The organism is Tolypothrix bouteillei VB521301 (assembly GCF_000760695.4).
In the GTDB taxonomy this organism is placed as follows: Bacteria; Cyanobacteriota; Cyanobacteriia; order Cyanobacteriales; family Nostocaceae; genus Scytonema; species Scytonema bouteillei_A.
On the sequence record NZ_JHEG04000001.1, the window covers coordinates 7,441,500 to 7,456,532 of the forward strand.

The window sequence follows — 15,033 nt, forward strand, 5'->3', positions numbered from 1 at the left end:
GTTGCTACCTCAATTTGTAACAAGAAGTAGCAGCCCACTTAACTATATTTTCTATAACCAAGAAACGAGGACATAAAAGCAAGACCGTATCTGTATTCACTTAGACTTTTTACATAAAATTTAACAACAATAAATATTGAAATTATATTATTTAGTGTATTTACTTAAATATCAAAAAAAGCTATTATTTAGCTCTAATAAATCTTTGATAAAATAACATGAATAATAGATGCATATCGACCAGATACTTGCACGCGGTATTGGCTGGGTTTCTGGGAAGTATGGTATTGGCTATATTGAGCCACAAAACCCTTGCTCAAAGTTATATTGTGCCAGATAATACTTTAGGCAATGAATCTTCTCAAATTATATTTAACTTTAGATATGGTGAATTACCATCTGAAATAATTACTGGAGGTGCGACTCGTGGAATTAATCTATTCCACAGTTTTCAAGAATTTAATGTCAGAGCAGGTAGAGGAGCATATTTTTACGTTCCTAACCCCAATATTCAAAATATTTTCGCACGGGTAAGTGGTAATAATCCCTCGGAAGTTTTAGGTGTACTTGGTACGAGCGCAGCATCTGAACCTAATTTATATTTAATAAATCCCAATGGTATTTTTTTTGGTAAAAATGCTCAACTAGATGTCACTGGTTCATTTGTAGCCACTACAGCCAACGCTATTCAATTCCCTGGTGGTGCTGAATTTTCTCGAAATTCAGCCGTTACACCTCAAAACAAATTACTCAGTGTAAATCCGACAGCCTTCTTATTTAATCAAATTGCAAATCAACGTACAAACTCAATTGAACATCGTGGTTATTTAGAAGTCCCTGAAAATAAAAATTTAATACTGCTGGGGGGTAATATTGCGCCTACACAACAATCTACGGGGAATATCTTAACGGACGGTGGAACTCTTTTAGGTGGGCGTGTAGAGATTGGTGGATTAAATGCACCGGGAACTATAGGACTCACAGTTGATGGTAATAAATTAGCTTTAAGTTTCCCTCAAGATACTAAGAAGCCAGATATTTCATTGCAAAATGGATCTGTTATATATGGATTTGGAGATAGAGATACACGAGATATTGTAGTTAATGCAAATAATTTTAATCTAATTAACTTTAGTGGTTTAATAACCTTGACAAATCCCGAACAACTAAGTTCAGAAACTCAAACAGGTAATATTTATATTAATGCCATTGGCAGTGTGAATATAGTTAAAGATAGTACGATTAGAAATTTTGCTTTCACGCTTACAAATGCTCCTAGTATTAATATTACTGCTCAATCTTTGAATATTCAAGGTAGTAAAATTGATATAGCTAGTAATCCCAGTAATCCAGGAAGTATTAATTTACTAATAAAAGATACAATTTCACTATTTGGTAAAGATATTGATGGCAAATCTAGTGTAATCTATAGCTACCTTGGAGATTTGGTACAAAATAACTCAGGATTAATAAATATCATCAAAAGCAGTAATATTAACATTCAAGCAACAAATCTTTTCCTGGCAGATGGTGCAAGTATATTAGCAGGTAGTGTCGATCGGGGCAATGTTGGAGGAGATATTACTATCAAAGCCTTCAATGCAGTTACTTTACAAGATAAAGCAAGAATAGCAACATTTAACAATATAGACTATCCCACAGGAAATATATCAATTATTAGCAATTCCTTAGCTCTCAATAATAATTCTCTTATTTTTACTGAAAATCTGGATACTGGTAATGCAGGAGATATCAACATTGTCAGCCAAAATGTCAATATAGATAAATCTCGCATAATTTCCGGTTCAGAATCGTCTGGTAAAGTTGCTAACGCAGGTAATATTAACATTGATACCGCAAAAATTATTTTAACCAATAGTGGATTTGTAAGAACCGAGTCTAATAATTTGAATCCCGGAGTAAGCACCAAACGTAGGGGTAATATTAATGTTAAAGCTAGTGAGTTAATAAAAATAGATGCTCAAGACCCAATGGCACTTGCGGATCAAGGTACCGGTTTTATCACACGTATCGGGAGTAGTAGGAGTTCTGGAGATATCACATTAAGCACTAAAAATTTGATTGTGAGAGATGGTGGTACAATTAATACGGGCTTTAGTAATAATTTAGGTGGTAATACTGGTAATATAAAAATTGATGCTTCTGAATCAATTCAATTATATAGCTCTGGTAATTATCTGAGTACTATATCATCCACTCTGATAAACAACGATGACACATCTTTTGTCAGTAAAAATGGTAATCTAAATATTAATACTAACCGTTTATATCTCCAAGGAGGGCAGATTTTATCAGCTAATCTTGGTCAGGGAAATGCAGGTAATATCTTAATTTTTACTAATGATAGTGTTTTTATTAAGAAAGGAGATATTGTCTCTGGTAAGATTGGTATAGGTAATGGAGGAAATATTTCTATTTTCAGTAATGATGCCGTAACTGTGGAAAACGGAAGTATATCATCTTCCACTGCGGGACAGGGAAATGCAGGAAATCTTGATATTCAAACAAGAAAACTGAATGTAAGTAACCAGGGTGTAATTAGTTCAGAAGTTATTAAATTCCCAGAACTTTTAATGGGTGGAAAAGGTAAGGCTGGAACTATTCGTATTGACGCCGCTGATGCAGTGATTGTTTCCGGATCGGATACCGACACAGGTAGGGCTGCAACAATAAGTACGGCAACCAGAGTAGGAGCAACTGGTCAGGGTGGAGATATTATTATCAATACAGGTCTTTTTCGTTTAGAAAATGGCGGGCTTGTCAGAGCAGATACTGAAAACTCCAGCAACGGAGGTAATATGACTATTAATGCTCGCTTATTTGAAGCTTTCACTGGTGGAATAGTTTCTTCATTAACTACTGGCAGTGGTAAAGCTGGTAATATCACTATCAATACTGCCAATGATATCACTATTTCTGGGATCAACTCAAAGACGGGCTTTGTTGCGGGTTTACTTACAGGCACAACTCCCAACTCTAGCGGTAATGGTGGGGAAATTTTTCTCACTGCAAATAATTTGAATCTCACTGAAGAAGCGCAGATTTCTGCACGCAGTCAGGGGCTGGGCGATGCAGGTAATATCAACATTAAACTTAGAGAAAATTACATTGCTAATAACGGGACTATCAGTGCTAATGCTAAAGAATCTGGTGGTGGTAATATTGATATCACTGCGAGAAGAATAACTTTGCGAAATGACAGCGATATCCGCACTGAGTTGTCCAGTGGTAACGGTAAAGGTGGTAATATTTTCCTCACTGCCGATACAATCATTACTTTAGAAGATAGCGACATTCTTGCTTTTGCACCAGAAGGGCAAGGTGGCAATATTGCATTTAACACTCGTGCTGTGTTTAATGATTCTCTCTATAAACCTATACAACTAGCATCTGATAGAAATAGCTTGCAATCCCTCAATAATAATGGACGCTCTGATATTAACGCCAGTGGTGCAATTGCAGGAAATATTATTGGTGTGCCTGATATTAGCTTTATCCAAAATGGTCTCACAGAATTACAAACCAATCCCATTGATACTAACACCTTAATTGCTAACAGTTGCATTGCTCGCAGTTCCAAACAAGAAGGCAGTTTTACTATTACGGGGACTGGTGGTTTACCAAATCGTCCTGGTGAAGCTATGGCTTCTAATTATCCCACAGGCGATGTGCAGAGTGTCACGAATAGCAGTGCAGTTAATTCGTGGAAAAAAGGCGACCCAATTATAGAACCACAAGGGGTGTATCGATTAACTAATGGGAATTTGGTGATGAGTCGCGAATGTCGTTGATGTGAAAGCTGGCATATAAATAATTGAGAATAGGTGGCAAGAACCTAAAAAACTAAGTGGACATAAATTCCTATTATCAAGCGTTTAGCAATCCTTTTAAGGATGTAATCCCAAAAGCACCTGCTGAGTTGGGTGAATGGTTGCGGAGTGGGAGGATATCTGAGGATAAGCCTTTGATGCAAACTCTGTTGGTTTAAGTGTTTGAATCGCACCCCCAACGCAGATCTATACTATTTTATCGGCGTTTTCCAAAGGTTGTCATTTGATGCTTAATAGCGATCGCTCATTGACAAAGGCGATCGCTATTCATTTTAATCAACTCGCTTTCCAAACATTACACTGTCATATAACGTTTTTCTATAAGGGAAAGATACTCCAATTCAACTGGAGTAAACACAACCGGGCGCTCTAATAGGAGAAGTATTTCGCGTTCAAATGGATCTAAGTTACACTTTCTCAGCTTTTGCAAGCGCTTGTACACTTGTACTAGCTGGGGTTCTGTCTCCATAGGTACAATCTCAACCTGCTGGTGCTTTAAAGTGTACCTGTACATAATCATAATATCTACGTCTCGCACCCAAATATCAACTGTGCGATCGCTAACAGCACAAATCTTTCCCAATCGATTGTGGATTTGAGTGCGATGGGGAGCAACAATCTTAACTAACGCACCCTCTACTAACTGAAGATGATGGGCTATGTGGAGGTCATAATTGTGTTTGAAATGAATTCCAGAGCGAACATCGTTCTCTAATTCTTCAATGACACCAGTTGAATGAGATAACTGTGTGATTTTCAGAGACTGCTCGGCAAACAGAGGACCATTGTTCATAACTGTTCTACAGTGAGTATCTGTGTGAGTAGAGTCTGTTTTACCAATGTTAGCGGTATTAACAGTGTATGTTTGCTTTCCTCGCTGTACTTTTCTTTCTTTGTTAAGTTTTGTATCTGTGTGATTCACACAGATAGATTTTCGGAGGTGACTGACCATTTGATTGCCCACAAAACACCTTCGAGCGATCTCCCGATCGCTCCATTGACTCCACTCAGGATCGTTCAGCAGTGTGAGAATTGCCCGTCTCTTGTCTTCTCTGGAACGAGGGAGAGCAGGTTTATGGTCGGCATTGGCTCCGACTGAGTACAAAACTGCGTCACGCCTTGAGCCTTGGTAAATCGTGCAAGCGATCGCGTCAGAATCCAGATTGTGATGGGCATGCCACCGATGGAAACCATCGGCTAACCAATAGAATTCGCCGTCATAGAAAACGACGATCGGCTCTAATTGTTGTCTGTCTTCTATTTGTTCTTCTAGCAGTTTGACATGTTGCCAGTTGATAGCTGCTCTTGGCTGAGTTCCACCATCGCGTCGAATTTCATCAAGTGCTAAATACTGAGGCAAGATTTCTTGATTTTCACCAGTTGTCAATAGCAAGTTGATTGAGGTGTCCAATACTCTGTTCATGAGTTCACCTCAAAGCGATCGTGTCTTCGTGCGAGTCTGGCTTGAGCTTTTTTATTAGCTTCAAGCCCCTGGTGGTTTGGCAAAAAGTCAAACTTTGTTTTTGCTCTATGTGTCATCATGGTTATAAATCGTAAAAAACTACCGCCCCGTCCTTGTTATTGGTCGGGGTTTTTCGTCAGATTCATCAGAATTGACAAGCTCGTTTTTTTCGCAATGTCACGATGCACTCGCCTTGTTAGGGAGGACAGCGTTATGAGATTATTGATTTAGCTAGCCCGTTAGGAGCCTCACAGGATAAAAAGTGCAGTGTATGGAATTTTCACTACTGTTGTTCGATCGGCGTATCTATTATAGGAGTGCAAAATAGAAAAGTCAATTGTATAACAGATAATATAAATAGAAAGTTGATATTATTAAGGAAACAAGACCAAGCATGGCAGGGGAAAAGTACGCACCAGGAGAACATCCTAACAGCAAAGCTAATCTCATTTACCACGAAGGTAGACCCAAAGCTTTTGGTGCAAAAAAATTAAAACGAAATCTAAGTGTTACTGAAGAAGGGTGGGAAGGGCTACAGCCAATAATCAAAGAAGCTGGCTGCTCCAGTGTATCAGAGTTTTTGGAAAAATTGGGCAGGGGACAGCTGAAGGTTTCTGCATGAGGCTAGGAAAATCATTCTTTCCTAACCCCTCACCCCCTACTTAGAAATCCCTAACTCCTCTGCCAGATTTTAATCGTTTTATCTAAACTCCCACTGACTAAAAGTTCTCCAGAACTTGTGAATGCAACTGCTGTGACAGTGTGTGTATGACCTGCAAAAGTACCCAGTAATTCACCTGTTTCTAGATGCCACAACTTGATGGTTTTATCGGCACTGCCACTGGCGATAATGTCTCCGTCAGGACTGAGTGCGATCGCATACACGCCATCTCTATGTCCTTTCAGAGTCCGCAGTAATTCTCCAGTTTCTAAATGCCAAATTTTAATCGTTTTATCGCGACTGCCACTGACTAAAATTTTGCCATCTGCACTTGTTGCCAAAGCACGAACGATGTGAGCGTGACCTGTCAGCGAGTGTACTAACTCTGAGTCAAAAGTTGGGACTCCACCCCTTTGACGGGAGATCCGCCACACTTTGATTTTGCGGTAGCTACCGGTGATGAGTGTTTTGCCGTCAGAACTGAGAACTAGGGAATGGGCTGCAGTATCATCTAAAGAGAGAGCAGTCGTCACCTGACGTTCTGTCAAATCCCAAAACATAATTTTGCGATCGTCTCCCCCTGTTGCTAATGTCTGCCCATCAGGAGTAAAGGCAACGCAGCGTACCATTCCATTATGCTTGTGCATAATATCTATTAAGTCTTGTGCGCCTACGTGCCAAATTTTGATAGTAGAGTCTGCACCCCCACTGACCAAAATTTGTCCGTCCGGACTGAAAGCCAGAGCATTCACTTCATCTACTAAACCGGAAACAGTCCAAGGATATTCTGATAAAGTCCCTACTAATTCACCTCTGGTTAAATCCCACAGCTTGGTCTCTCCACGGCTACCACTGGCTACTATAGGTAAAGCATCACCTTTATGACCCCTGTAGCTAAAAGCAAGACAATTAATTCCCCGAATATGCCCCTTTAGGGTCTGCCAGCATTCCCAGTCTCCAATTATACTTTTTAGAGTATGCTCGGGCGGAAGTGTTTGTGTAGTTTCCGCTATGGCAAAGTCGTCTAATATTTGTCTTGTGTCTTTTTTAGTAGATAAAGATTCTAAATACCAACCCAATCCCCCAGCGTATAGTAAATGACTTGGAGTGATATGAAGCTTTGGCTCGCTCAACTCAATGTGTTCCGTTGGCAGAAAACCTGCGATGACTGCTTGTTTTTCGTAGCCTCGTTTACCTGTAAAAGGATAAAATAAGCACAGGAAAAGCAGGACTTTGTGATTTTTTAAATCCTCTTGGGTGATAGACCATCTTATTTTGTCTTTTTTTATACCATTAAAGCTTTCTCCATCAGCAGCATGAACTTGAATACTGACTTTGGGGTTGCTGGCAAGTATGTAATGAAATTTACTTTCTCCACGTAAATTGCCTTCATCGTCCAAAACCATATTTTTGACAACATCTTGAGGTACTTTTTTAATTTGTTTCCCCAAGCGATCGCTTATCACGCGGTCTACAATTTGCTCTCGAAGAAGGTAATCTTCTGCTTGTTGCTGAAAGTATTGTGGAAAAGGGATTGCCCAATCAGGAGGCTCGGGATATTCAGGCGGTGTAGCAGGGGGATTTTTGGCAACAATTTCTGCTTGTTGGCGAGCAATTTCCAGCAGTTTTGCCAATGATTCGCCCCAAAAAGCCATAATCTCGCTGTGGCACCCTTTGACTTGACTTTCTAACAAAGACAAGTCGTAAGTTTTAGGTTTTTTTACTCTTTGAAGGAAATCAGCTTGTTGGGACTTGAGCAAGCTAATCCAGTCCATTTGAATTGCTGGGGGGCAGTGTTGCATACCTACGTTATGTTATGGCAGGGCAATCGCTAAGTTAGTGTATCAACTGTGGTTCGTCAAAAATTCAGTAATTCCAGTAGTTAATTTAACACAATCATTTGTATGTGTAGATACCAAATGTTTTGTTATTTGAAACCGACTGCTATGTGCTACGGTGATGGGTTTTGCCTCCTCATAAGAATGTAATGGTTGTTAATTCTAGCAACTCAGAGAACAATATACTGTTTCTCAAGAAGCATTTTTGCCTAAAACTATGTTTTCAAAATTCAAGGTGAGGGGTTAGGGGCTAGGGATGGGGAATTTTCCCCTAAATGAGTTTTTAGCAGATAGATGATGAAAATAACAGTATTCCTTGATAAAGGAAACCCTTATAAACCAAACCACTGATGGACGGACGAGTACATTGGACAACAACAGGCTTGGAGCTATGACCTGATAACGGCAATCGTTACGAAATTATTTATGGAGAGCTGTTTGTGACGAGAGTACCACATTCGGGACATCAAAAAACCAGTGACCCATGACCCGGTCAAGAGTCTCTTACTGAATCTTGACCATAAGGAGCGATCGCTTGCAACACGTTTTGCAAAAAACGCTTCACTGTACGCTCTTATTTCCACATTTAGTTAAATTCTATGCAACTTCATCAGCCCTTATCTTTATCTTTCGATTTTTTGAGATAAGCTTTCGCCCAAGCGTACCGTTCGCTATTTTTTTTGAGTAAGTATGCTGCTGCAGTATGTCTTTTTTCTTCATCTTTTGTATTCTTAACCACTCGCTTGATTTCATCATCGATATCTTCAGTTTTAGCACCACGTTGGATTGCTTCTTTAAACCAAGAATCTCCATTCGGATAATCACCTTTGTCATAGGCAATAGCTCCCATTAACGTGTAAGGCTGATAACTGAGCGCATGATATTTCATAGCTTTTCTCGCGCAACTTTCAGCAGCATCTAATTTGCCGATATCTCTGAATGCTGCACCTCTAGTTACTAAAATTGCTGATTTGAGAGTATTGTCTTTTACGTGGTTTAAGTCTAAGTCAGTTAATTGTAAAGCTTGCTCTGGTTCGTTTGCTTTACGCCAATAACTACTGGCAGTTGGAATATGCCATTTATTTCCCGTGTGCTGAAATTCTTGTACATAAAACTCTGCTTCAATGGTGTAATATTTTAGAGCAACTTTTCCATCACGAGATAATAAATCTTGTTCTACAAGTTGGAAAAATAGTATGGGGTCTAATCTCTCGTTTCTCTCCAGTTTTAGTAAAATATGATAGAATGGATGTAATGTTAATTTATTGACCAAATCTATTAAACCATACTTTTTCTTGAGAATGGTAAAATGATGTTTTTGAAAAATATTAATAATATCTTCATAGCGATTGTTTTTCAGCCATTCAATTTCTACTTCATTTAGAATTTCTCCCGATTTTATTTTAGACTTCAGAACACAAGCGTATTGTTGATTTGCAATCGCGATCGTTTCAGTCAGTTTTCGATTCCTCAGAAAGTTAAGATCTTGTTCGCTTAACTTACTGTCTAACTCAAGCCTTTTGAGAACTTTATACAGGTGGCTCTTAGGAGAGCAATCGTCATATCCTGTAGCTTGATACTTAACTTTTAAGGCAGCAAATTCTCGTGCTTTTTCTAATTCTTGAGCCATAGCAATTGTTTCGTGAAGCCCTTGCTGTTCCAGCCAGCGAACCTCTGATTCACTTAAGTTATTGTTTTCATCAATTTTTTGTAGTAGGGAATATAATGGACTTACTAATGATAAATTATCGATACTTTTTGCTTGATATTTATCTATTAAGTAGGCAAATTTATCCTTTCTTTCTGACTCTTGTTGTTCAAAAATTTTGGCAGTATCCAAGAGTTGGTTATTTAGGAGAAAATTGTATTCGACCTCAGTTAAACGTTCTGATAAATCTAACTTTTTCAGTATTTTATACAGGATACTATCAGAATAGGAACCTTGATATTGAGTGGCTTTATACTTAGACTTAAGTTGAGCAAATCGCTCAATGTCCTGAGCGATCGCATTCGTCCGAAATAGACTATTTGAACTTAGCCAATGAACTTCTTCAGAAGTAAGAGATTGTCCTGATTCCATTTTCCAAAGAATGAAATACAGGGGACTAGATTGCCAAGGAGTATCATGATTTGTAGCTTTGTACTTGGACTTTAATTGTGAAAATTCTACTTCTAATTTGACAAAATCTTTTAATTTATTTTCTTGTTCTTTACATATAAATTCTAGTTTTTGCTCTTTCAACCATTCAAGCTCTAATGTATTGAGTTTAATTCCTAAGTCAACTTTTCTCAGTATAAGATACAGAAGACTGGTAGGGGATAAATCTTGATATTGAGTTGCTTGGTATTTAGACTTGAGGGTAGTAAAGTGTTTAATCCGGTTTCGGTCGTCTTTATGCATATACTAGCACCCGCTATACTACTGAAAGTTACGTGTCAATCGCTACTATAGCAACACTAATAAAAAAGGGCGAGATCGATACCCTCTCTCCCTTCTCTCCTTTGTGTTCCCCGATCGTGTAAATTTGTGTAAAATCCTACCAGATATCAATCCTGGTATTTTTGCACCCATTGGGATGCTTCCCCTTGACCTAAGTTTCCCGAGCCGCATTCTTAATTTCTTCAAAGTCAAGTGTGCAGTTTTCTGCCTGGACTGCTATTTATTCCTTCATTACAATCAGAAGCACGTATTGCAAGAAAGCTGCTAGTAGTTAGTTGCTACTAATTAGTAACTAAACCGTTGCTGCTGTCCGCATTAAATCGCTATCCACTATCTACTAACGGTTAGCGGTCTTCAGCTAGAACATCTTAACAATTCATGAGTTAAGTGAAGGCTCAGTTACAGATATTATGAGTAATCGTACTGCATTTACTGCCGCAATCAAGAGTATGCAAAAGAAAATGATGACAATAAACTTCAAAGATTTGATGATGAGCCAAGATTTACCACAGCGAGCAACGTTAAAACTTCTTGTCATTGATGACCACCAGTTAATTTTAGGTGGCACCCTTGATGTGTTGCGCCAACAGTACCCAACGGCTGAATTCCTCACAGCTAAAACTGCACAAGATGCTGTTAACCAATTATTAAACTCTCAGCCCGATCTGGTTGTTGTAGACCTTTCGATTCCGGAAAAACCAGGGATGACAGCCCAAATTGATACGGGTTTGCAACTTTTACAAAACTTAATGAAAAACTATCCCAATCTTAATCTTATGGTGCAAAGCAGTTACGTTAAGGCTTTAGCACGAATCAGACACGATATAGATAATCATCAAGGAGGGTTTACAGTCTCTGATAAAGGGCTTTCCGAACAGGAAATGTTAACTCGAATACACCTTGCTATTGAGGGAGGAACTCATACACGAGATTTAGGAAGAAGAATAGAAGTTAAACCGGAGTGGTTAGAGCTTTTGAGGTTGGCTTTTGAAGAAGGATTAACAGATAAAGCGATCGCAGACAGGATGGTTGTGGCTGAACGCACGGTACGCAATTACTGGACTAAAGTCCAAGACGTTTTGGGTGTTTACCCTGAAGACTGCAAGAAAGATGGCAAGAATATCAGAATTGAAACTGAAATTAGGGCTAGAGAAGAAGGTTTGATTGATTAGGTTACTAAGAGTATGCAGCCTGGTATTTGGAAGTTATTAAAAGAAAAATTTACTATTTGGCGTCTGGGAGGACGCCTGGGATTAGTTGTTGTTTTATTGGTCATAATAGCTCGTCTGAGCGGTTGGCTGCAATTCTTAGAGTGGGGAATTTTTGATACTTTTCTAAGTTGGCGTCCCTACGAATCAATAGATGAACGAATTTTGATTGTTGGTATTAATGAAGCTGATATCGAAAGTGTAGGAACATATCCAATACCGGATGGAGAAATCACTGAAGTTATTAAAAAAGTGCAGGTTGACAAACCGATAGCAATTGGACTTGATATTGCAAGAAATGTACCCGTAGAACCCGGTAATACGGAACTTGCCGAATTTGCAAAGCGAAGCAAAAAATTGATTGGTATTGAGAAAATCTTGCTACCCGGTCGATTTTCTTCAATACCAAATTTACCTTCTGAACAAGTTGGGTTTTCGGATATTATTCCCGATAAAGATATTAAATACAGGCGCATTCTCCTTGGAACACCAAATCCCTTAGATCCAGATGACTATAAATTTTCTTTTTCTCTGCGTTTAGCAGAAGCTTATTTATCTCAGAAAGGTATTCCTCTTGAAAATGGAAAACTCGATCGCCATGCAATCAGGTTTGCCAATACTGAACTTCCCCGCTTTTTGCCCAACTTTGGTGGGTATGTGGGAACTGATGCAGGAGGGGTTCAAGTTCTTCTCAACTTTCGTAATGGGAAAGAAAGATTTAGAACAGTATCGCTTCACGATATCAAAACGGGAAATTTTCAGCCCGAATGGATACGCGATCGCATTGTCATGATTGGTATGACAGCTATTAGTGCTCCTGACTTATTTAGTACCTCAGCAGTTTCTGGATTGCAGCTTCACGGACAAATTTATGGAGTTGAATTTCATGCTCATGCTGTCAGTCAAATTATTAATGCTGTTTTGGAATCACGACCACTCATAAAAACTTGGTCGGAGGAGTGGGAATATATATGGATATTAGGTTGGGGTTTCATTACCATTAGTCTGAATTTGACGATCGAATCCCCGTGGCGCAAGCTGTTTGCTATTAGTGTAATTAATATTGGTCTAATTACAATAAGTTATTATGTATTGCTTGTTTGGGGTTGGTGGATACCTGTAGCACCAATTTTATTAATTTTAGGAATAAATTTTGTTGGTTTTCTTAGTGCTTGCTATCAATACGAACAATCGTTAAAAGCTCAAATCGGGATACGACAACACACTATTGAGATGGCATTTACAGAAATCCACAATGGACCATTACAAACCTTAGCTGCGCTATTAAGGAATGTACAAAATCACGATTTATCTAAAGAAGAATTACTAACTGATTTAAAAAATTTAAATTTAGAAATTAGAGATATTGGTGAATACTTAACACAACAAACTCTGAATCTAGAAGAAAGCCTTCGTTTGGGAAGTGGCTTAAAAATAGATTTAAAACGTCCAATTCATGAAATTTTCTATGAAGTATACAGTAGTACTATTGAACGAAATCTTCCCTACTTTCAAACCCTCAAAGCCAAAGTTCGCTCCTTTGAACCTCTCGAAGAGCAATTTTTAACTATTGAACGCAAGCGAGAACTTTGTCAATTTCTTGAAGAAGCTTTATGTAATGTTGGAAAACACGCTAAGGGAGTTACGCGTTTGTCTGCTACAGGAACAAAACAACAAGGATGGTATAGTCTAAAGATTAAAGATAATGGATTGGGTATCCGTTCCAACTATGAAAGCAAAGGAACCAAAGATAGTAAAAATTTAGCAAAACAACTAGGAGGATATTTTAACCGAGAGCGTGCAACTCCTAAAGGAACTGTATGTGAGTTAACTTGGCCTCTTGCTGGTAGCAGGAGTTGGATTTCAACAATGAAGTTTAGGCTGAAGGCTTATTTCCAGAGAAAATTGAGATTTTTGACAAAAACTTTTCAACGCAGCGTATGAGCAATCAACTTTTAAACCCCTGGTTAGTAACTGGCTGTGTCCTGACCATATCTTTAACGACGGCTTCCTTAGCTATAGCGCGTTACGTACCTCCTCGCGATCAAAAACCTCCTGGTGAGTATTCTCGAACAGGAGGTGGAAGGGGATGTCCGGAAGATAAGATACCCTTAACAATACTTGCTCCTAAAAAACATATTGGCGAAACAACTTCTCGTTATCCTACATTTGCTTGGTTTGTCTCCAATTCTTATGAAGTAGACTTCCGAATTTTTGAGTTTGATGCCAATAATCAACCCTCAAAACCAATAGGTAAACCAGTACTATTGCCAAACTCTTCAGGAGTTAACAAGTACTCCTTACCAGAGAATCAGCAAGGGTTAACTGTAGGGCAAAAATACCTTTGGCAAGCTGCAATCAAGTGTCAGCAAGGATATTTAGTAGAAAGGGCAGAGTTTAAGGTAGTAGAAATGCCTGCTTCTTTATCAAAAAAACTTTCTATGACAGAAGATGCAGCTAAAAAAGCAGACTTATATGCTGAAGCAGGTTTGTGGTATAACGCTCTAGATGAAGCTCTTAAAGTTTCTCAGGAGAAAAAAATAGCAAAGATAGTTACAACTCTTCTGCAAGACCTAGTAACATTAGAAGAACCTAGTAGAACAGACAAATTAACTGATGCCGAACGTCAAGAGGTGCAGAAACGAGGCGATCTCTTAAAGCAAATTGCCGATAGCAATCCATCAAATTAATTTTGATAAGTAAGTTGGCTCAGATCCCTGACTTCCGTGAGAAGTTAAGGATCTGGCTCCTCACAGCCCATTGGCTGCTATAATTTAGACAAGTAGCGATAAGTTCAATACAAGGCTACTCAATACTAAAGTTGACTTGTTGTCAAAAATTGCCCGTTTAGGATAGGGTAGAAAGAGTATTTTCTCCAAGAGTTATTAACGAGGGAAAACTATGCTTAGTGAAATTAGGCAAAAGGCAATTGTTAAGCCCGGAGGTATAGTAGAAATCTCGTCTTCGGAACTTCCATCAGGCGCAATTGTAGAAGTTATTGTACTTTTAGAGTCAGACTCAGAGAAACCAGAAAAATCTTTGACTAGTTTTATTGGATTGGCTAAAGGTAACTTTGCCACACCACAAGAAGTCGATTTGTTTATTCGGAACGAGCGAGATGCATGGGAATCATAGATGCTATTCAAGGTAACAGAGTTTATCTTGATACAAATATCTGGATTTATGCTTTAGAAGGATATCCCGAATATTTTCAAGATTTGACTCAGCTATTTCAACGAATTACTCAAGGTGATTTGACTGCTGTCACGAGTGAATTGTCATTGGCTGAGGCATTAGTAAAACCTTTTCAGAATCAGAACTTAAGACAACAACAGATATATAAACAATTTATCAGTAACTCAAAAAATTTATCAGTGATTTCTATTTCTCGCGATATTTTAATAGAAGCCTCGCAATTACGTGCCAATGTCAACATCAAATTACCTGATGCAATTCACGCCGCAACAGCAAAGTTAACACTGTGTTCAACTTTCTTAACCAATGATAAACGCTTTCAAAGTGTCCCTAATATATCAGTGGTGTTGCTCTCTCAAACTTATTCTCCCTAAAATC

At 38.6% G+C, this 15,033-nt stretch carries 10 protein-coding genes; 7 read left to right on the forward strand and 3 right to left on the reverse strand.

Annotated features, from left to right (window positions below; translation table 11 throughout):
• Positions 1 to 281 precede the first annotated feature (281 nt).
• Positions 282 to 3,812, forward strand: a complete 3,531-nt coding sequence (locus HC643_RS30425; RefSeq protein WP_050046686.1) for a two-partner secretion domain-containing protein — start codon at positions 282 to 284, stop codon at positions 3,810 to 3,812.
• A 334-nt stretch (positions 3,813 to 4,146) separates the two neighbouring features.
• Here HC643_RS30425 and HC643_RS30430 read toward each other — a convergent pair whose 3' ends face one another.
• Positions 4,147 to 5,274 (reverse strand): ParB/RepB/Spo0J family partition protein, encoded by a 1,128-nt coding sequence (locus HC643_RS30430; protein WP_050046685.1) that lies wholly within the window; start codon positions 5,272 to 5,274, stop codon positions 4,147 to 4,149.
• 433 nt (positions 5,275 to 5,707) lie between these two features.
• Between HC643_RS30430 and HC643_RS30435 the strand changes: the two genes are divergently transcribed.
• On the forward strand, positions 5,708 to 5,935 hold the full coding sequence (locus HC643_RS30435; protein ID WP_038081716.1) for a hypothetical protein: 228 nt from the start codon (positions 5,708 to 5,710) through the stop codon (positions 5,933 to 5,935).
• A gap of 50 nt (positions 5,936 to 5,985) precedes the next feature.
• Here HC643_RS30435 and HC643_RS30440 read toward each other — a convergent pair whose 3' ends face one another.
• On the reverse strand, positions 5,986 to 7,749 hold the full coding sequence (locus tag HC643_RS30440) for a WD40 repeat domain-containing protein (protein ID WP_038081718.1): 1,764 nt from the start codon (positions 7,747 to 7,749) through the stop codon (positions 5,986 to 5,988).
• A 673-nt stretch (positions 7,750 to 8,422) separates the two neighbouring features.
• Positions 8,423 to 10,054 carry a tetratricopeptide repeat protein gene (locus tag HC643_RS30450; RefSeq protein ID WP_336604390.1) on the reverse strand — a complete coding sequence of 544 codons (1,632 nt, stop codon included), beginning with the start codon at positions 10,052 to 10,054 and terminating at the stop codon, positions 8,423 to 8,425.
• Between the two features lie 659 nt (positions 10,055 to 10,713).
• On the opposite strand from HC643_RS30450, the gene HC643_RS30455 reads away from it, so the two are divergent.
• The 5 genes from HC643_RS30455 (at position 10,714) to HC643_RS30475 (ending at position 15,029) form a co-directional block, all read left to right on the forward strand.
• Complete coding sequence (locus tag HC643_RS30455) at positions 10,714 to 11,424, forward strand: response regulator transcription factor (protein ID WP_237265967.1); 711 nt, start codon at positions 10,714 to 10,716, stop codon at positions 11,422 to 11,424.
• A gap of 12 nt (positions 11,425 to 11,436) precedes the next feature.
• Positions 11,437 to 13,404 carry a sensor histidine kinase gene (locus tag HC643_RS30460; RefSeq protein WP_038081721.1) on the forward strand — a complete coding sequence of 656 codons (1,968 nt, stop codon included), beginning with the start codon at positions 11,437 to 11,439 and terminating at the stop codon, positions 13,402 to 13,404.
• Positions 13,401 to 14,150, forward strand: a complete 750-nt coding sequence (locus tag HC643_RS30465; RefSeq protein WP_038081723.1) for a DUF928 domain-containing protein — start codon at positions 13,401 to 13,403, stop codon at positions 14,148 to 14,150. Before HC643_RS30460 ends, HC643_RS30465 begins: the two co-directional genes overlap by 4 nt.
• A gap of 211 nt (positions 14,151 to 14,361) precedes the next feature.
• Complete coding sequence (locus HC643_RS30470) at positions 14,362 to 14,595, forward strand: hypothetical protein (protein WP_038081725.1); 234 nt, start codon at positions 14,362 to 14,364, stop codon at positions 14,593 to 14,595.
• Positions 14,583 to 15,029, forward strand: a complete 447-nt coding sequence (locus HC643_RS30475) for a type II toxin-antitoxin system VapC family toxin (RefSeq protein ID WP_038081726.1) — start codon at positions 14,583 to 14,585, stop codon at positions 15,027 to 15,029. The genes HC643_RS30470 and HC643_RS30475 overlap by 13 nt, the downstream gene beginning before the upstream one ends.
• Positions 15,030 to 15,033 lie beyond the last annotated feature (4 nt).